Source organism: Rathayibacter sp. AY1G1 (assembly GCF_002932095.1).
Classification (GTDB): domain Bacteria; phylum Actinomycetota; class Actinomycetes; order Actinomycetales; family Microbacteriaceae; genus Rathayibacter.
The window spans coordinates 41,838-60,562 of record NZ_PSUZ01000002.1; the positions used below are offsets into that span (position 1 = coordinate 41,838).

An 18,725-nucleotide genomic window follows, 5' to 3' on the forward strand; every position below is an offset into this window, starting at 1 on the left:
AGGCCGCGCGGCGGATCGCCCATCCACTCCGGAAGGCCCACCCATGGATCCGACGATCATCCTGCTCGTCCTGCTGCTCGCCGTGATGATCATCTTCATGTTCCGCAACAACAAGAAGCGCCAGCGCGACGCGGAGAGCATGAAGAACAACCTCCAGCCGGGGGTGGAGCTCATGACCGGCTCCGGCCTCTTCGGCACCGTCGTGTCGATCGACGACGAGGCGAACAAGATCGTCATCGAGTCGACCCCCGGCACGCTGCTGACCATCCACCGTCAGGCGATCGCCCGCCTCATCGACCCGAGCGAGAACGCCGTCGCCGTCGACACCGAGGACGAGGCCGACCCGCTGACCGCGACCGGATCGCCCGAGTTCGGCGAGCGCGACTCCGCGCACCGCGACCCGCTGGTGGACCCGGTCGAGCGCGACCGCCGCCCCGACGCGCAGTAGTCTCCTGGTCGGGCCGGGCGCATCGGCGCCCGCCCGCCCTTCTCCACGCCCGGGCGACCCCGGGCCGATCACCGTCGACCGAAGAGAAAGCTGAGCCCTGGGTGGCCGCATCAACCCCCGTCCGGAAGGCCCGCCGCTCCCTGAGCTGGCTCGGTGTCCTGATCCTCGCTCTCGTCGGACTCAACACGGCGGCCGTCCTCTGGGGCGGCGGCTCCTGGACGCCGAAGCTCGCCCTCGACCTCGAGGGCGGCACGCAGATCGTCCTGCAGCCGCAGCTGAACGACGGCGACACCGTCTCGTCGGAGCAGCTGACGCAGGCCGTCTCGATCATCCGCCAGCGCATCGACGCGTCCGGCGTCTCCGAGGCCGAGATCACGACCCAGGGCTCGAGCAACATCGTCGTCTCGATCCCGGGCACGCCCGACGACGAGACGCTCCAGCGCATCGAGGCCTCGGCGAAGCTCGACTTCCGCCCGGTCCTCGTCGCGAGCCAGGCCACCAACAGCTCGGTCGGCGGCGACGCGACGTCCTCGCCCACGCCGACGCCCGTCGACCCGTCGCTCGCGACGGAGCCGACCGCCTCGCCGACGAACGCGAGCGACCTCGCCTACCTCACGCCGGCGCTCGAGGCCCAGTACACCTCGTTCGACTGCGCGTTCCTCAACGGCCAGGACCCGAACCTCGCCCCGGCCGACCAGCCGCTCATCACCTGCGACGACAGCGGGACGGTGAAGTACGTCCTCGGCCCGGTGGAGATCACCGGCGAGGACATCTCGGACGCCTCGAACGGCCTGATGACGACCTCCTCCGGCGCCAGCACCGGCACCTGGGCCGTCAACCTCTCGTTCGACGACCAGGGCACGCAGGCCTTCGGCGACGTGACCTCGCGCCTCGTGGCGCTGCAGGGTGCGCAGAACCAGTTCGCGATCGTCCTCGACGGCCGGGTCATCTCGGCCCCGTCGACGAACGCCGCCATCACCGACGGCAACGCGCAGATCTCGGGCTCCTTCACCCAGGAGTCGTCGAAGACGCTCGCCGACCAGCTCAAGTACGGCGCGCTGCCGATCGGCTTCCAGGTCCAGAGCTCGGACAGCATCTCGGCGACGCTCGGCTCCGCCCAGCTCGCCAGCGGCCTGCTCGCCGGCCTCATCGGCCTGATCCTCGTCATCGTCTACTCCATCGCGCAGTACCGCGTTCTCGGAGCCGTCACGATCGCCTCGCTGCTCGTCGCGGCGATCGTCACCTACCTCGTCGTCACGCTGCTGTCCTGGCGGGAGGGACTGCGCCTCTCGCTCGCAGGAGTCGCGGGTCTCATCGTCGCGATCGGCATCACGGCCGACTCGTTCATCGTGTACTTCGAGCGCATCCGCGACGAGCTCCGTGACGGACGCGGCCTCGAGTCCGCCGTCGAGTCCGGCTGGCGGCGCGCGCTGCGCACCATCTTCGCGTCCGACATGGTGAACCTGCTCGCCGCGGTGGTCCTCTTCCTCCTCGCCGTCGGCAGTGTCCGCGGCTTCGCGCTCACCCTCGGGATCACGACGATCATCGACCTGATCGTGGTGGCGCTGTTCACCCACCCGATCCTGCAGCTGATGGCCACGAGACCGTTCTTCGCCGAGGGGCACAAGGCCTCGGGCCTGGATCCCCGGGCGCTCGGGGCCGTCTACCGCGGCCGTGCCGCCTTCCGTCCGCAGGACCAGGTGGTCGCCGGCAAGCGCGCCTCCGCGTCCCGCGAGGCGGCCAAGCGCCAGACCATCGCCGAGCGGAAGGCCGCCGAGGCGGCCGGCCTGCGCGACTCCAACGACTCGAACGGGAAGGACGCGTGATGGCCAGCTTCTCGCAGTTCGGAAACGACCTCTACACCGGTGCGCGATCGATCGACTTCGTCGGCCGGCGCCGCACGTGGTACCTCGTCTCGCTCGCCCTGATCCTGATCACGCTGCTCGGGACGGTCGCCCGCGGCGGCTTCAACTTCGGCATCGAGTTCACCGGCGGCTCGCAGTTCACGGTGTCCTCGCCGTCGAGCCTCGAGCAGGCGACGGCGACGGATGCGGTGACCTCGGTCGCTCCCGAGACCGTGCCGCGAGTGTCCATCGTCGGCGACGACTCCATCCGCGTGCAGACCGGCCAGCTCTCGACCGACGAGTCGACCGCGGTGCGGAACGCCCTGTCGGAGGCGTACGACGTGCCCACCGACCAGGTCGCCTCCTCCTTCATCGGAGCGGCGTGGGGCAACGACGTGACTCAGCAGGCCCTGCGCGGCCTGGTGATCTTCGTGGTCCTCGCGGCCCTGGCCATGTGGGCGTACTTCCGCACCTGGAAGATGTCGCTCGCGGCGATCGTCGCGCTCCTGCACGACCTCGTGATCGTGGCGGGCGTCTACGGCATCACCGGCACCGAGGTGTCGCCGGCGGCGGTGATCGGACTGCTGACGATCCTCGGCTACTCGCTCTACGACACGGTCGTGGTCTTCGACAAGATCCGCGAGAACACCGTGGAGGCGCTCGGCAGCACGACCCGCACCTTCTCCGAGACGGTGAACCTGGCCGAGAACCAGACTCTCGTGCGCTCCATCAACACCTCGATCGTCGCCGCCCTCCCGGTGGCCGCGATCCTCGTGATCGGCGCGTTCGTCCTCGGCGCGGGCACTCTCCGCGACATCTCCCTCGCCCTGCTGATCGGCATCATCGTCGGCACGTACTCGACGATCTTCGTCGCGGCGCCGCTGTACGCCCAGCTGCGCAGCCGGGAGCCCGAGATCTCCAAGCATGACAAGCGCGTGGAGTCGGCCCGGGCGAAGGCGACCGCTCCGGCCGCGCCGGCCGTGCAGGGCTGAGCCGTGGCCGACTACGCCCAGGTCACGGCGGCCGACGCCGTCGGACTCGTAGAGCGCGACGAGGTCTGGCTGCTCGACGTCCGGGAGCCGCACGAGTGGGCGGCGGGGCATGCTCCGGCCGCCCATCACATCCCGATGGGGGAGATCGGCGCCCGGCAGGACGAGCTCCCGGCCGACACGGCGATCCTGGTGGTCTGCCACTCCGGAGTCCGCTCCGCGATGGTGACGCAGGCCCTCGAGGGCGCCGGATACGAGGTCGCCAACGTCGACGCCGGCATGACCGCCTGGGCCGCGGCGGGCGGCGACGTGGTCGACGGCGAGGGGCGCCCGGGACGCATCGGCTGACGCCGGCGCCGTCCGCCCCGGGCGGAACGGTCATCGGCGCCGTCCGCACGGGCGATAATGGGGCGATGGAGATCCTCGCGTGACGGAAACGACGACGACGTCCTCGACCGCTGCCCTGCGCAGACTGGTCCCGCGGATCTTCTCGCGCGCGCAGCCCTCCGGTGCTGTCGACACCCTCGTCCGCACCGTCCGGATGCACCATCCGAAGAGCGACATCGCGCTGATCGAGCGCGCGTACTCGGTCGCGGAGCGGGCGCACGCGAACCAGAAGCGCCGCAGCGGCGAGCCCTACATCACTCATCCGCTGGCCGTCGCGCAGATCCTCGCCGACCTCGGCATCGGCTCGAAGACGATCGCCGCCGCGCTGCTGCACGACACCGTCGAGGACACCGACTACCAGCTCGACGAGCTCCGCGCGGACTTCGGCGACGAGGTCGCGATGCTCGTCGACGGCGTCACCAAGCTCGACAAGGTCAAGTACGGCGACAGCGCGCAGGCCGAGACCGTCCGCAAGATGATCGTGGCGATGTCGAAGGACATCCGCGTCCTGATCATCAAGCTCGCCGACCGCCTTCACAACGCGCGGACCTGGGGCTTCGTCCCCGCCGAGTCCGCGGCCCGCAAGGCCACCGAGACTCTCGAGATCTACGCGCCGCTGGCGCACCGCCTCGGCATCCAGGCGATCAAGTGGGAGCTCGAGGACCTGTCCTTCGCGGTGCTCTACCCCAAGATCTACAACGAGATCGAGAGCCTGGTGAAGCGGCGGACGCCGCAGCGCGAGGAGTTCGTGCAGAACGTCATCGACCTGATCAGCGAGGACCTGCGGGCCGGGCGGATCCGCGGTCGTGTCGTCGGCCGGCCGAAGCAGTACTACTCGATCTACCAGAAGATGGTCGTCCGCGGTCGCGAGTTCGACGAGATCTACGACCTGGTCGGCATCCGCGTCCTCGTGAACTCGGTGCGCGACTGCTACGCCGTGCTCGGCTCGATCCACGCCCGCTGGACGCCGATGCCGGGCCGGTTCAAGGACTACATCGCCACTCCGAAGTTCAACCTCTACCAGTCGCTGCACACGACGGTCGTCGGGCCGAAGGGGCGTGCGGTCGAGATCCAGATCCGCACCAACGAGATGCACCAGCACGCGGAGTTCGGCATCGCGGCGCACTGGAAGTACAAGGAGCAGATGGCCACCGGCAAGGTGCCCACCTCCGGATCGAACGACACCGACCTCGCCTGGCTCGCGCACCTCTCGGACTGGCAGTCGGAGACCACAGACCCGAACGAGTTCCTCGACTCCCTCCGCTTCGAGATCGGCGCCAAGGAGGTCTACGTCTTCACCCCGAAGGGACGCGTGATCGGCCTGCCGACCGGTGCGACCCCGGTCGACTTCGCCTACGCGGTGCACACCGAGGTCGGGCACCGGACGATGGGCGCCAAGGTCAACGGGCGCCTCGTGCCGCTGGAGTCGGCTCTGACGACGGGCGACGTGGTCGAGGTCTTCACCTCGAAGAACCCCGACTCGGGACCGAGCCAGGACTGGCTCCACTTCGTGCAGAGCCCGCGGGCCCGCAACAAGATCCGGCAGTGGTTCACCAAGGAGCGGCGCGACGAGGCGATCGAGCAGGGCAAGGACTCCATCGCCCGGGCGATGCGGAAGCAGAACCTGCCGCTGCAGAAGCTGATGAGCCAGGACACCTTCACCGAGGTGGCCAGCCAGCTGCGCTACAACGACGTCGAGGCGCTCTACGCGGCCGTCGGCGAGGGCCACGTCTCGACCCAGTCGGTGCTCGAGAAGGTCGTCTCCTCCATCCAGGGCGATCCGGAGTCGGACGAGAACGAGGTCACCCTCCCTCGCTCGCCCCGGCCGCGGAGCCGGAGCAGCGAGTCGGGCGTCCTCGTGAAGGGCGCGCCGGACATCCTCGTGAAGCTCGCGAAGTGCTGCACTCCGGTTCCGGGCGATCAGATCGTCGGATTCGTGACGCGGGGAGCCGGCGTCTCCGTGCACCAGGCGAACTGCCACAACGTGCAGGAGCTGCTGAAGGAGCCGGAGCGGATCGTCGACGTCGAGTGGGCGCCGTCCTCCAAGAGCATCTTCCTCGTGCAGATCCAGGTCGAGGCGCTGGACCGCTCGGGCCTGCTGAGCGACGTGACGCGCGTGCTCTCGGAGCACCACGTCAACATCCTCTCGGCGACGGTCTCCACCTCGAGCGACCGGCTGGCGATCAGCCGGTTCGTCTTCGAGATGGGCGACACCACCCACCTGGACCGCGTGCTGAACGCCGTGCGCCGGATCGACGCCGTCTACGACGTCTACCGGGTGAACGCGGGCTGATCCCCGGGCGGCGCCTCGCCGAGCGCCGCCCGCAGCCGTCGTCCGACGATCCTCCGTCCGGCGACGGCGCTGCCCTCCTCCAGCCTCGCGAGGACGGCGTCGAGGCCGGTCCGGGTGCTCCGAGAGAGCGCCCGGAGGATCGCGCCCGCGTCCTCCGTCCGGGCGAGGTCGATCAGCGTGCGAGCAGGCGACGTGACCGGCGCGCCGCCGAGGAGGACGACGTCGTCCTCGTCGAGCAGGACCTCGTGGCAGCGCAGGCGGGGGTTCGACGGCGCCTGTCGGCGCTTCCGCCGGTCGATCGAGGCGCTGTGCACCGGCGGCGGGCCGTGCGTCGCCCCGTGCACCCATGCGGCGGAGAGACGATCGGCGACGGCGCCGCGGGGGAGCAACGAGCGCAGGGAGGCGGCCCGCTCGGACGCCCCCAGGGGCAGGTCCGCGACGAGGAAGCCCTCGTCGAGCGCGACCAGCTCGCCGTCGAGGCGGGCGGCGCACAGCTCCGCGAGAGGGAGGTGCCCGGGGAGGAGCACGGAGGGGAGGCGCATCCGGCCATGCTGGCCGATGCGCCTCCCCTCCGGAGCGTCGCGAGCGGATCTGTGGAGGGATCCGCCGGCGCGGGTCTAGCCGATCGCGTCGAGCCAGACCTTGCGGGCGTCGAGCGCCTCCTGAGCCTGGGCGATCGCGTCGCGGTCGCCGCGCGCCTTCGCCTCGTCGAGCTCGTCCTGGAGCTTCTGGATCGCGGCGGTCAGCTGCGAGGCGAGACCCTCGGAGCGGGCCTTGCGCTCCGGGTTGCTGCGGTTCCAGTGCTCCTCGTCGAGCTTGCGGACGTGCGCCTCGACCTTGCGGAGGCGGTCCTCGACGGTGCGCACCTGCTCGCGCGGCACGCGGCCGACGGCGTCCCAGCGCTCCTGGATCGAGAGCAGCACCCGCTTGGCCTTCTCGCGGTCCTGCTCCTGCAGGAGCGGCTCCGCCTCCTCGAGGAGGGCGAGCTTGAGGTCGAGGTTCTCGGTGTACTCGACGCTCTCCTGCGCGACGATCTCGGCCTTGGCGCCGTAGATCGCGTCGCCGGCGGCCTTGAAGCGCGCCCAGAGCGCGTCGTCGAACCGCTTGCCTGCGCGGCCTGCGACCCGCCAGCGCTCCAGGAGCGCGCGGTAGTCCGGGATGGCATCGGCGCCCTGCGGCACCAGCGCCTCGGCCTGGTCGATGAGCGCCTGCTTGGCCTGCTTGGCCTCGCGGTGCGCGGAGTCGAGGTCGGCGAAGAACGCCTTGCGGTTCTGCTCGATCGTGGTGCGCGCTCCGCGGAACCGGCGCCACAGCTCGTTCGCGTCGTTCTTGGGAAGGCGCGGGCCCTGCTGCTGGTGGTTCTGCCAGCGGGCGAAGAGGTCGTCGATCGCGGCGCTGGCCTGCTTCCACTGCGTCTTCGCCGGGTCGACCGCCGCCAGGGCCTCGGCCTCGGCGACGATGGCCTCGCGGTGGGCGAGGGCCTCGGACAGCGCGGCCTTCGACTCGGCCGCCTGCTGCTCGGTCAGATCCTCGACGGAGCCGCTCAGCGCGTCGACCCGGGTCTGCAGCGACTCGAGGTCGCCGACGGCGTTCGCCTGCGCGATGGCCGCGGACAGCGACTGCACCGTGCGGGCGACGTCTCCGGCGGGCGCGCCCCGCTTGGCGCGCTGCTCGAGCAGGGAGACCTGCCCGGCGAGCTCCGTGTACTTGCGCTCGTAGTAGGCGAGCGCCTCCTCGGGAGTCGCATCGGGGTACTGGCCGACCTCTCGCTCCCCGTCGCCGACGCGGACGTAGACCGTCCCGTCGTCGCCGACCCGTCCCCACGGCTGCTGGTCACTCATCGCTCGGAGCCTCACCTTGCTGTTCGATGTCGTGCTTCTCGGTGCCCGTCGCGTCGTCGGCCGGTGGGGCTCGACGGCCGGAGGGCCGAAGACCGCGCTCGGCCGCGAACGGGCAGTGACGACAAGCCTATTGCACTCCCCGCGCGGGCGGACCGTGACGACGCCGCGGGTGCGGCTACTGGACGGAGACGGAGGTGATGGTCACGGGCTCGGCGGGGGCGCCGTCACCCGATCCGTCGGCCGTGCCCTTCGACACGACGTCGCTGACGAGGGCGTCGAGTCCCGAGGTGACCTGCCCGAGCACGGTGTACCCGCCGGCCGCGTCGGCGGGCAGGGTCGTGTCCTGGTAGACGACGAAGAACTGGCTTCCCTGGCTGTAGCCGTTGCCGCCCTGCCGGGCCATCGCGATGGTCCCGGCCGGGTAGACGCCGTCCTCGGGCGCGTTCTCGACGGGACCGTAGCTGTAGCCGGGGCCGCCGGTGCCGTCGCCGTCCGGGTCGCCGCACTGGAGGACGTAGAGGCCCTCCGTGGTGAGGCGGTGGCAGGAGACGCCGTCGTAGAAGCCGGACTGCGTCAGCGAGATGAAGGAGGACACCGCCTGCGGGGCAGCGGCGCCGGCGAGCGTGATGCCCAGCGGGTCCTCGCCGATCGTGAGCGTGCCCGTCCAGTCGCGGCCCTCGGCGATGTCGGAGGAGGGGACGTCGCCGGTGTTCGCCCCCGTCGCCTCGGGCGTCGGGGTCGCGGAGGAGGAGGAGGTCGGCTCGGCGACCGGGGTGCCGGGGCCGCCGGAGAAGTAGAGGATCTGGGCGACGACCGCGAGCCCGATCACGACGACGGCGGCGATCGCCGCGATCACGTTGTCGCGCACGCGCCGCTTCTGCCTCGAGCGGTGGAGGCTCTGACGGGCCTGGTAGGCCCGGAGCCGGGTGCGCGCCTCGCGGTCGTTCGACTTGCCCTGGGCCACGTGTTCCTCCGACGTCCTCGTCCGCGCGGCTTCGGCGCGGCGGCCCGCGCACGCAGGCCGCGTCGAGCCTACGAGAACCGCCGGAGGCGCGACAAACGCCGCTCCGTCGCGCCGGGCAGTCGGGCCGGGGCTCTGTCGGAGGCCGTCGTTACGCTGGGGGCATGACCATGCAGCAGGCCGGACTCCGCTCCGGGGCGACTCCGCTCGCCGTGCGGATGCGGCCGCGCAGCCTCGAGGAGGTCGCCGGCCAGCGCCACCTCCTGACGCCCGGCTCGCCCCTGGTCGCCCTCGCCGCCGACACGACGGGGGAGCGGGGAGCGGTGTCCGTGATCCTCTGGGGCCCTCCCGGCACGGGCAAGACCACGCTCGCGCAGGCGGTGGCCCACTCCAGCGGCCGCCGCTTCGTCGAGCTCTCCGCCGTCACGGCGGGCGTGAAGGACGTGCGGCAGGTGATGGAGGAGGCGCTCTCCACCCGCGACCTCTACGGCACGTCCACCGTGCTCTTCCTCGACGAGATCCACCGCTTCACCAAGGCGCAGCAGGACGCACTGCTGCCCGGGGTCGAGAACGGGTGGGTCATCCTCATCGCGGCCACGACCGAGAACCCCTCGTTCTCGGTGATCGCGCCGCTGCTCTCGCGCTCGCTCCTGCTGACCCTCGAGCCGCTCAGCGACGACGACCTGGGCGTCCTGGTCGACCGCGCCCTGCACGACGAGCGGGGTCTGCGCGACTCGGTGACGCTGGAGGAGGAGGCCCGGGCGAGCATCGTGCGGCTCGCCTCCGGAGACGCCCGGCGGGCGCTGACCGCGCTCGAGGCCGCCGCCACCTCCGCCCGCTCGGAGGCCCGCGAGGCCGACCGGGCCGCCCGCGCCGCCGCCGCGGAGGACCCGGACGAGGAGGACGAGGACGACGAGGGCGCTCCCGTCGAGGCCGCCGCCGAGGAGCCCGCGCTCCCCGTGATCACGACCGAGGTCGTCGCGCGCGCCGTCGACCGAGCCCTGCTGCGCTACGACCGCAACGGCGACGAGCACTACGACGTCATCAGCGCCTTCATCAAGTCCATCCGGGGCTCGGACGTCGACGCGGCGCTGCACTACCTGGCCCGGATGATCGAGGCGGGGGAGGATCCGCGGTTCATCGCCCGCCGCATCATCGTCTCCGCGTCCGAGGACATCGGCATGGCCGACCCGCAGGCGCTCGTCGTCGCGATCGCCGCGGCCGACGCCGTGCAGTTCATCGGCATGCCGGAGGGGCGCATCCCGCTCGCCCAGGCGGTCGTGCACCTGGCGACCGCCCCGAAGTCGAACGCGTCCTACTCCGCCATCGACGCGGCCATCGCGGACGTGCGCGCTGGCCGCGCGGGCCGGGTGCCGGCGCACCTGCGCGACGCGCACTACCCCGGCGCCAAGAAGCTCGGCCACGGGAAGGGCTACCGGTACCCGCACGACGCCGACCTCGGCGTCCTCGAGCAGCAGTACCTCCCGGACCCGCTCCAGGGCGCGCGGTACTACCGGCCCACCGAGCACGGCAACGAGCGCGACGTCTCCGCACGACTGGCGAAGCTCCTGCGCATCATCCGCGGCGACCGGGGCTGACCGCGCCGACCGCGAACTCGCGCGACCCGCACGGGAGGCCGTGGCCTGATAGTCTTGCGAGGTTGCCCACCGCTCTGTAGCCGAGCGGAGCAGCGCATCCCTCTGAATCGCGCAGCCCGCCACTGCGGTCACCCTTCCCCCGCACCCGCGGAGGACACGACCGCGGCGTCCGCCCTCCTCCCGGAGCCGGCGGTCGAGAGCTGCGACCGAACCTCTCAGACCTTGGAAGGACCACTGTGTCGACCACGTCCCGTACCCGCTCGAAGACGCGCCTCTCGCGCGCCCTCGGCATCCCCCTGACCCCGAAGGCCGCCCGCTACCTCGAGAAGCGTCCCTACGCTCCCGGCGAGCACGGCCGCTCGAAGCGCAAGGCCGACTCCGACTACGCGGTCCGCCTGCGTGAGAAGCAGCGTCTGCGCGCCCAGTACGGCATCCGCGAGAAGCAGCTCCGCATCGCCTTCCAGGAGGCGCGCCGCACCCAGGGCCTGACCGGTGAGAACCTGGTCGAGCTCCTCGAGATGCGCCTCGACGCCCTCGTCCTGCGCTCGGGCTTCGCCCGTACCACCGCGCAGGCCCGCCAGTTCGTCACCCACCGCCACATCATGGTGGACGGCAAGACGGTCGACCGCCCCTCCTTCCGCGTGAAGCCGGGCCAGGTCATCCACGTCAAGACCCGCTCCGAGGGCACCGAGCCCTTCCAGGTCGCCGCCGCCGGTGGACACGTCGACGTCCTCCCCAAGACCCCGGGCTACCTCGAGGTCGAGATCGACAAGCTGCAGGCGACGCTCCTGCGCCGCCCGAAGCGCGCCGAGGTCCCCGTGACCTGCGAAGTGCAGCTCGTCGTCGAGTACTACGCGGCCCGCTGAGTCCAGCCCCGCAGAGAAAGGCCCCGGTGTCCGCACCGGGGCCTTTCCCGTTCCCGGGGTCGCGATCCGGAGTGCCCGCCGCGCTCCGAGAGTCCCGCGCTGCGCCCGATCCGGCCGTCGCGCCCGAGCCGAGCGCCCGTCCCCGCGTCCGACCCTCTCGCGGCCCGTCGGTAGGCTGGAGTGCCGCGCTGGGCGGCATCGAACGGAGGTCACCGTGACCGGTGGAGACATCGCAGGGCTCATCGCCGCGGGGGTGTTCGCGATCCTGGTGGCGATCACCGCCGTCCCGCTCTGGAAGCTCGGACGCGTCTTCGACAGCACGAGCGAGGCCATCAAGCAGGCCAGCGACGGACTGACGCCGATCCTCGACGAGTCGGCCTCCACCCTCCGCGAGGCCAACCACCAGCTCGCGCGGGTGGACACGATCACCAAGGACGTCGCCGAGGTCACCGGCAACGTCAACGCGCTCGTCGCCCTCACGGCCGCGACCGTCGGCGGTCCGCTCATCAAGCTCGCCGGCTTCACCGCCGGAGTCCGCGCCGTGCTCGTCGCCGGACGGACGGCCGACAAGGCCGGAGCCGCGGTCGGCCGCTCCGCCGCGAAGCGCACGAAGCGCCCGCGCTCGAAGTAGCGCCGCGCCCGCGCCCTAGAATCGAACGGGTCGCCGCGCCGTCGCGCCCGCCCCGCCGCTGTGGAAGGACACCCCGTGAAGAACATCCTCCTGATCGTCATCGGGATCGGCCTCGGATTCGCGGTCGCCCACCAGGTCTCGCGCACCGAGGCGGGCGCCCGGCTCTTCGCCGACATCAACCGCACCGCGAAGGAGCTCGGCGAGGCCGTCTCCGAGGGCTACCACCAGCGCGAGGCCGAACTGAAGGCCGCCATCGGCGAGGGCTGACGCCCCGCCGCCCGACATCCGCGTCGTCACCGACCGAACCGTAACGGAACCCATGCAGACCGCAGACATCCGCAACCGCTGGCTCGACTTCTTCGGGAGCCGCGGCCACACCGTGGTCCCCTCCGCCTCCCTCGTGAGCGAGGACCCGAGCCTCCTCTTCACCGTCGCCGGCATGGTGCCGTTCGTGCCCTACCTCACCGGAGTGGTCCCCGCGCCCTACCCGCGTGCCACCAGCGTGCAGAAGTGCATCCGCACCAACGACATCGAGGAGGTCGGCAAGACGCCTCGTCACGGCACCTTCTTCCAGATGAACGGCAACTTCTCCTTCGGCGACTACTTCAAGGAGGGGGCGATCGGCTACGCCTGGGAGCTGCTCACCGGCGCCGAGAGCGACGGGGGACTGGGCTTCGACGAGAAGGACCTCTGGGTCACCGTCTACAAGGACGACGACGAGGCGATCGCGCTCTGGAAGACGATCGCGGGACTGCCGGACGAGCGCATCCAGCGCCTGGACAAGGACACCAACTACTGGTCGACCGGCCAGCCCGGCCCCGCGGGCCCCTGCTCCGAGATCTTCTTCGACCGTGGACCCGCCTACGGGATCGACGGCGGCCCGGCGACGGACGACGACCGCTACGTCGAGATCTGGAACCTCGTCTTCATGCAGTACCTCCGCGGCGAGGGCACGAGCAAGGTCGACTTCGACATCCTCGGCGAGCTGCCGCGCAAGAACATCGACACCGGCATGGGCCTCGAGCGCGTCGCCTTCCTCAAGCAGGGCGTCGAGAACATGTACGAGATCGACCAGGTCCGTCCGGTCCTCGATCGCGCCGCCGAGCTCTCGGGCCGCCGCTACGGAGCCGTCCACGAGGACGACGTCCGCATGCGCGTCATCGCCGACCACGTGCGCTCCTCGCTGATGCTGCTGTCGGACGGCGTGACGCCGTCCAACGAGGGGCGCGGCTACATCCTCCGCCGCCTGATGCGCCGCACGGTGCGCGCAATGCGCCTGCTCGGAGTGGACACCGCGACGTTCCCCGAGCTCTTCGCCGCCTCGCGCGACGCGATGGCGTCGGCCTACCCCGAGGTGTCCACGGAGTTCGAGCGCCTCTCGACCAGCGCCTACGGCGAGGAGGAGGCGTTCCTGCGCACCCTCGCGGCCGGCACCGAGATCCTCGACCTCGCGGTCCTGAAGACGAAGAAGGCCGAGTCGCCGACGCTGCCGGGCGACACCGCGTTCCTCCTGCACGACACCTTCGGGTTCCCGATCGACCTCACCCTCGAGATCGCCGAGGAGTCGGGTCTGACGGTCGACCGCGAGGCGTTCGACTCCCTCATGACCGCGCAGCGCACGCGTGCGAAGGCCGACGCGAAATCGAAGAAGTCGGCGCTGGCCGATCTCTCGGTCTACGCCGACTTCCGCGCCCACGGCGAGACGCTGTTCACCGGCTACGACGTGCTCGACACCGAGACGCGCATCCTCGGCCTCATCGTCGGCGGGCACTCCGTCACGAAGGCGGTCGCGGGCGACATCGCCGAGGTGATCCTCGAGGCGACCAGCCTCTATGCGGAGTCGGGCGGCCAGGAGGCCGACGCCGGCCGCATCGTCGGCTCCGGCTTCGATCTCGAGGTCCTCGACGTGCAGAAGCCCGTCAAGGGTCTCATCAGCCACAAGGTCCAGGTCGCCAGCGGCGAGGTCGGAGTGGGCGACGCCGCCACCTCCGTCGTCGACCGCGACTGGCGCCGGGGCGCCACGCAGGCGCACTCGGGCACCCATCTCATCCACGCCGCGCTGCGCCAGGTGCTCGGCCCGCAGGCGCACCAGTCCGGCTCCTACAACAAGGCGGGCTACCTGCGCCTGGACTTCTCGTGGAACCAGGCCCTCTCGCTCGAGACCCGCAGCGAGATCGAGGAGATCGCCAACACGGCGATCCGGGACAACCTCGAGGTGGTCACGCGCGAGCTCCCGATCGACGAGGCGAAGGCGCTCGGCGCGATGGCCCTCTTCGGCGAGAAGTACGGCGACGTCGTCCGCGTGGTCGACATCGGCGGGCCCTGGTCGCGCGAGCTCTGCGCGGGCACCCACGTCGGGCGCTCGTCGGAGGTCGGCGTGATCAGCCTGGTCAGCGAGTCCTCGGTCGGATCGACCAACCGCCGCGTCGAGTCGCTCGTGGGCCGCGAGGCCTTCCAGGAGCTCGCCGCCGAGCGCGCCCTCGTCAGCACGATCTCGTCCTCGCTGAAGACCCCGCGCGAGCAGCTGCCCGAGCGGATCGGCGAGCTCGTCGCGAGCCTCAAGGCCGCCGAGAAGCGGATCGCCGCGTTCGAGGCCAAGGCCCTCGCCGACCGGGTGCCCGCCCTCGCCGCGACCCGTCGCACGGTGGGCGGCACGACCGTCGTCGCCGAGAGCATCGGCACCGCGGGATCGACCGACGAGCTGCGCTCCCTCGTGACCTCCGTCCGTGAGCGGCTCGGCCAGGAGCCGGCCGTCGTCGCGCTGGCCGCCGACGTCTCGGGCAAGCCCGCGGTGATCGTCGCCACCAACCAGGCCGCCCGCGACCAGGGCCGCCGCGCGGGTGCGCTCGCCAGGCGCGCCGCCGGGATCCTCGGGGGCGGCGGAGGCGGCAAGGACGACCTCGCCCAGGGCGGCGGCTCCGACGTCTCCGCCATCGGCGCGGCGCTCGAGGCCGTGGTGCAGGAAGCGACCAGCTGAATGGGCCGGTTCGGCGTCCGGCTCGGCATCGATGTGGGCCGCGCCCGCATCGGGGTCGCCCGCTGCGACGCCGACGGCCTGCTCGCGGTGCCCGTCGAGACGGTCGCGCGGGCGGGCACTGACGGCGGATCCTCGGACGTCTCCCGGATCGCGCACCTCGCCGCCGAGTACGATGCCCAGGCGATCATCGTCGGACTGCCGTTGTCGCTGTCGGGGGCCGAGACGGCCTCGACGGAGGACGCGCGCGGATTCGCTCGACTGCTCGCCGAGGCGGTGCCCACCGCTCCGGTGCGGCTCGTCGACGAGCGGCTGTCGACGGTCACCGCTCAGAGCGCCCTGCACCGCTCCGGACGCACCACCCGCGGCTCCCGAGCCGTGATCGACCAGGTCGCCGCCGTGGTGATCCTGCAGCACGCCATCGATTCCGAGCGCTCGGCCGGCACCCCGGCCGGAGTCCTGCTCGAACCGAACGAAGGACCTCCCCGTGACCGACGTCCCCCCGAGCCGCCGCGACGCCCGCGCCGCCGAGCAGGCGCAGCCGACTCCGCCCGACCCGACTCCGGAGCAGCAGCCCGCGCCGACTGAGGCGCACGATCCGCTGGGCCGCCTCTTCACCGGGCCCGACGTGCCCGAGCCCCGCGGCCGCGACGACGCGGCCGCGTTCGACCCGGACGCGCGCCCGAAGCGGCGCCGCGCGGCTCCCGCGACGGGCGGCGCGAAGAAGCGCCGCAGCCGCCGCGGGCTCATCGGCGGGTTTCTGGCCTTCGGCGTCTTCGCCGCGCTCGTCGCCATCGCCGTGACGATCTTCCTCGAGCCCGTGCGCGGCCTGTTCGCCGAGCCCGAGCCGACCGACTTCACCGGCACCGGCTCGAGCGAGGTGCTGTTCACGATCCACCAGGGCGACGGCGGCAGCGACATCGCCAACAACCTCGTCTCGGACGGGGTCATCAAGTCGTACGACCCCTTCTACGACCTGCTCCTCGCTCAGAGCCCGGAGCCCGTCTTCCAGCCCGGCGCGTACTCGCTCAAGGCCGAGATGAGCGCCAAGGCCGCACTGTCGGCGCTGCTCGACTCCGAGTCGACGCGCCTCGCGAACACCTTCGTCATCCCCGAGGGGACGGCGCTCAAGGAGGCGCTGCCTCTCATCGCGGACGGCACCGGGGTCGCGCTGACGGACCTCGAGGCGGCCGCCGCCGACTGGGGCTCGTTCGGGCTCCCGGCCGGGGCGACGAGCCTCGAGGGGTTCCTGTTCCCCGCGACGTACGACATCGACCCGTCGACGCCGGCGCACGACATCCTGAAGACGCTGGTCGACCGGATGTACCAGTCGCTCGACCAGGCCGGTGTCCCGGTGGACGACCGCTACCGCGTCGTGGTGTTCGCGTCCCTCGTGCAGCGCGAGGCCCGCGTCGCCGAGGACTTCCCGAAGGTCGCGCGCGTGTTCCAGAACCGCCTCGACCAGGGGTGGCGCCTGCAGTCGGACGCGACCGTGGCGTACGGCACCGGCGCGACCGACCGCGTCTCGACCACGGACGCCGAGCGGAACGACGCCGGCAACGTCTACAACACCTACCAGCGCGACGGCCTGCCGCCCGCGCCGATCTCGAACCCGGGCGACGTGGCGATCGACGCGGTCATGCACCCCGCGGACGGCACCTGGATGTACTTCGTCACGGTGAACCTCGAGACGGGCGAGACGGTCTACTCCACCACCGACGCCGAGCACAACGCGGCCGTCGACCAGTGGCAGGCCTGGATGCGGGACCACCCGGAGTACCAGTGACGGCCGCCGGGTACCGCCTCGCGGTCCTCGGCGCGCCGATCGCGCACTCGAAGTCGCCCGCGCTGCACGCGGCCGCCTACCGGGTGCTCGGACTCGACTGGAGCTACCGCGCCGTCGAGACGACGGAGGCGACCCTCTCCGAGGTCGTGTCCGGTGAGCCCTGGCACGGACTGTCGCTGACCATGCCGCTCAAGCACGCGGTGCGCCCGCTGCTGGCGGAGGAGGACGCGGTCGCCCGGGTCACCGGCGCGGTCAACACGGTGCTGGTCGACCGCTCCGGCCCGGCACCCCGCCTCCGCGGGTTCAACACCGACGTCGCGGGCATCGTGCGCGCCCTCGCCGAGGCGGGCATCGTCTCGGCGGAGCGCGTCCAGGTGCTCGGCGGGGGAGCGACCGCCGCCTCCGCCCTGGCCGCCGCCGCCGAGCTCGGCGCGGCGCGGGTCGACCTCGTCCTGCGGACGGCGTCGAGGGCCGTCGAGCTCGCTCCGCTCGCGGAGTCGCTCGGCGTCCCGCTCTCGGTCCGCTCCTTCGCCGACTGGTCCACCGGAGCGCCACTGGTGATCTCGACGCTCCCCGGCGGCGCGGCGGACGGCCTCGACGTGCCCGACGCGGCGGTCGCGGGCTCGACCCTGTTCGACGTGGCGTACTCCCCGTGGCCGAGCGCGCTCGCCCGGCGCTGGGAGCAGGGCGGCTCCCCGGTCGTCTCCGGGCTCGGGATGCTGCTCCACCAGGCACTCGTGCAGGTGCGGATCTTCGTCGGCGGCGACCCGGTCCTGCCTCTCGATCGCGAGGACGAGGTGCTCGCTGCGATGCGCCGAGCCGTCTCGGCGGGTCCGGCGCACTGACCTCGTGTGCCAGAATCGGAGGATGCTCCGTTGGCTCACGGCCGGGGAATCCCACGGTCCCGAACTCGTCGCCGTCCTCGAAGGACTGCCGGCGGGCGTCCCCGTCTCCCTCGACGACATCCGCGCCGATCTGGCGCGCCGGAAGCTCGGCTACGGCCGCGGAGCCCGGATGAACTTCGAGCAGGACGAGCTGACGATCTCCTCCGGCGTCCGGCACGGAGCGACGATGGGCAGCCCCATCGCCCTGCGCATCGGCAACACGGAGTGGCCGCGCTGGGTCGACGTCATGTCGGCGGAGCCCCGCGACCCCGAGAGCCTGCCCAAGGGCCGCGGCGCCGCGCTCACACGGCCCCGCCCGGGCCACGCCGACCTCGTCGGGATGCAGAAGTACGGCTTCCCCGAGTCCCGCAACGTGCTCGAGCGCGCCTCCGCCCGCGAGACCGCGGCCCGCGTCGCCCTCGGTGCCGTCGCCCGCCGCTTCCTCGGCGAGCTCGGCGTCTCGCTCGTCAGCCACACCCTCGCCATCGGGCCGCTCCGCGTGCCCGAGGGCTCGCCGCTGCCCGGCCCGGCCGACGTCGCCGCCCTGGACGCGGATCCGCTGCGCTGCCACGACGCCGCGACCAGCGCCCTCATGGTCGCCGAGGTGGACCGCGCCCACGACGACGGCGACACCCTCGGCGGCGTGGTCGAGGTCCTCGCGTACGATCTCCCGCCCGGACTCGGCTCCTACGTGCACTGGGACCGTCGTCTCGACTCCCAGCTCGCGGCGGCCCTGATGGGGATCCAGGCGATCAAGGGCGTCGAGGTCGGCGACGGCTTCCTCACCACCACCCGCCGCGGCTCGGAGGCGCACGACGAGCTCTTCCAGTCCGACGCCGGCATCTCCCGGTCCAGCGACCGGGCCGGCGGCACCGAGGGCGGGATGAGCACGGGGACCGTGTTGCGGGTCCGCGCCGGCATGAAGCCGATCGCGACCGTGCCGCACGCGCTGCGCACCGTCGACGTCGCCACCGGCGAGGCGGCCGGCGCCCACCACCAGCGCTCGGACGTCTGCGCGGTGCCGGCGTCCGGTGTCGTCGCGGAGGCGATGGTCGCCCTGGTGCTCGCGAACGCCGTGCTCGAGAAGTTCGGCGGCGACAGCGTCACCGAGACCCGCCGCAACCTGCAGGGCTACCTCGCCGCCATCCCCGACGAGCTCCGCACGGCCGCCGCGAGCGACCCGGCTCTCGGGCTCGCCTGATGGCCGCGTCCTCGGCGGCCCG

The 18,725-nt window shown here is 72.0% G+C and carries 16 protein-coding genes and 1 pseudogene; 14 read left to right on the forward strand and 3 right to left on the reverse strand.

Features of this window, described 5'->3' with window-relative positions:
• Positions 1-43: 43 nt before the first annotated feature.
• The 5 genes from yajC (at position 44) to C5C36_RS01485 (ending at position 5,961) form a co-directional block, all read left to right on the forward strand.
• Entirely contained in the window at positions 44-448 is a 405-nt protein-coding gene (yajC, locus tag C5C36_RS01465) for a preprotein translocase subunit YajC (RefSeq protein WP_104224768.1), read from the forward strand.
• A 101-nt stretch (positions 449-549) separates the two neighbouring features.
• Positions 550-2,274 (forward strand): protein translocase subunit SecD, encoded by a 1,725-nt coding sequence (gene secD, locus C5C36_RS01470; protein WP_104246772.1) that lies wholly within the window; start codon positions 550-552, stop codon positions 2,272-2,274.
• Positions 2,274-3,284, forward strand: coding sequence for a protein translocase subunit SecF (gene secF, locus C5C36_RS01475; RefSeq protein WP_104233316.1), 1,011 nt, complete (start codon positions 2,274-2,276; stop codon positions 3,282-3,284). The genes secD and secF overlap by 1 nt, the downstream gene beginning before the upstream one ends.
• A gap of 3 nt (positions 3,285-3,287) precedes the next feature.
• Positions 3,288-3,629: a rhodanese-like domain-containing protein gene (locus C5C36_RS01480; protein ID WP_104233315.1), complete on the forward strand. Its 342-nt coding sequence runs from the start codon at positions 3,288-3,290 to the stop codon at positions 3,627-3,629.
• A gap of 79 nt (positions 3,630-3,708) precedes the next feature.
• Entirely contained in the window at positions 3,709-5,961 is a 2,253-nt protein-coding gene (locus C5C36_RS01485) for a bifunctional (p)ppGpp synthetase/guanosine-3',5'-bis(diphosphate) 3'-pyrophosphohydrolase (protein WP_104225334.1), read from the forward strand.
• Here C5C36_RS01485 and C5C36_RS01490 read toward each other — a convergent pair.
• From C5C36_RS01490 to C5C36_RS01500, 3 genes are all read right to left on the reverse strand, one after another.
• The gene (locus tag C5C36_RS01490) at positions 5,940-6,503 is read right to left on the reverse strand and encodes a type IV toxin-antitoxin system AbiEi family antitoxin (RefSeq protein WP_104225333.1); all 564 of its coding nucleotides are present in this window, start codon (positions 6,501-6,503) and stop codon (positions 5,940-5,942) included. The genes C5C36_RS01485 and C5C36_RS01490 overlap by 22 nt on opposite strands.
• Before the next feature lie 75 nt (positions 6,504-6,578).
• Complete coding sequence (locus C5C36_RS01495; RefSeq protein WP_104233314.1) at positions 6,579-7,802, reverse strand: DUF349 domain-containing protein; 1,224 nt, start codon at positions 7,800-7,802, stop codon at positions 6,579-6,581.
• A 175-nt stretch (positions 7,803-7,977) separates the two neighbouring features.
• Entirely contained in the window at positions 7,978-8,766 is a 789-nt protein-coding gene (locus tag C5C36_RS01500) for a peptidylprolyl isomerase (RefSeq protein WP_104233313.1), read from the reverse strand.
• Between the two features lie 161 nt (positions 8,767-8,927).
• Between C5C36_RS01500 and C5C36_RS01505 the strand changes: the two genes are divergently transcribed.
• The 9 genes and pseudogenes from C5C36_RS01505 (at position 8,928) to aroC (ending at position 18,703) form a co-directional block, all read left to right on the forward strand.
• Positions 8,928-10,361, forward strand: a complete 1,434-nt coding sequence (locus tag C5C36_RS01505; RefSeq protein ID WP_104246774.1) for a replication-associated recombination protein A — start codon at positions 8,928-8,930, stop codon at positions 10,359-10,361.
• Between the two features lie 236 nt (positions 10,362-10,597).
• On the forward strand, positions 10,598-11,227 hold the full coding sequence (gene rpsD / locus C5C36_RS01510; RefSeq protein ID WP_068210518.1) for a 30S ribosomal protein S4: 630 nt from the start codon (positions 10,598-10,600) through the stop codon (positions 11,225-11,227).
• Between the two features lie 214 nt (positions 11,228-11,441).
• Positions 11,442-11,858, forward strand: a complete 417-nt coding sequence (locus C5C36_RS01515; protein WP_104224759.1) for a DUF948 domain-containing protein — start codon at positions 11,442-11,444, stop codon at positions 11,856-11,858.
• Between the two features lie 75 nt (positions 11,859-11,933).
• Entirely contained in the window at positions 11,934-12,125 is a 192-nt protein-coding gene (locus C5C36_RS01520; RefSeq protein ID WP_104225329.1) for a hypothetical protein, read from the forward strand.
• A 52-nt stretch (positions 12,126-12,177) separates the two neighbouring features.
• Complete coding sequence (gene alaS, locus C5C36_RS01525) at positions 12,178-14,835, forward strand: alanine--tRNA ligase (RefSeq protein WP_104269497.1); 2,658 nt, start codon at positions 12,178-12,180, stop codon at positions 14,833-14,835.
• A pseudogene (ruvX, locus tag C5C36_RS01530) lies at positions 14,836-15,309 on the forward strand (Holliday junction resolvase RuvX); the annotation flags it as partial.
• Between the two features lie 10 nt (positions 15,310-15,319).
• Positions 15,320-16,618, forward strand: a complete 1,299-nt coding sequence (gene mltG, locus C5C36_RS01535) for an endolytic transglycosylase MltG (protein ID WP_181131498.1) — start codon at positions 15,320-15,322, stop codon at positions 16,616-16,618.
• Positions 16,615-17,463, forward strand: a complete 849-nt coding sequence (locus C5C36_RS01540; RefSeq protein WP_258063458.1) for a shikimate dehydrogenase — start codon at positions 16,615-16,617, stop codon at positions 17,461-17,463. Before mltG ends, C5C36_RS01540 begins: the two co-directional genes overlap by 4 nt.
• A gap of 22 nt (positions 17,464-17,485) precedes the next feature.
• A complete protein-coding gene (gene aroC, locus C5C36_RS01545) occupies positions 17,486-18,703 on the forward strand; it encodes a chorismate synthase (RefSeq protein WP_104309112.1) in 1,218 nt (405 codons plus the stop codon).
• Positions 18,704-18,725 lie beyond the last annotated feature (22 nt).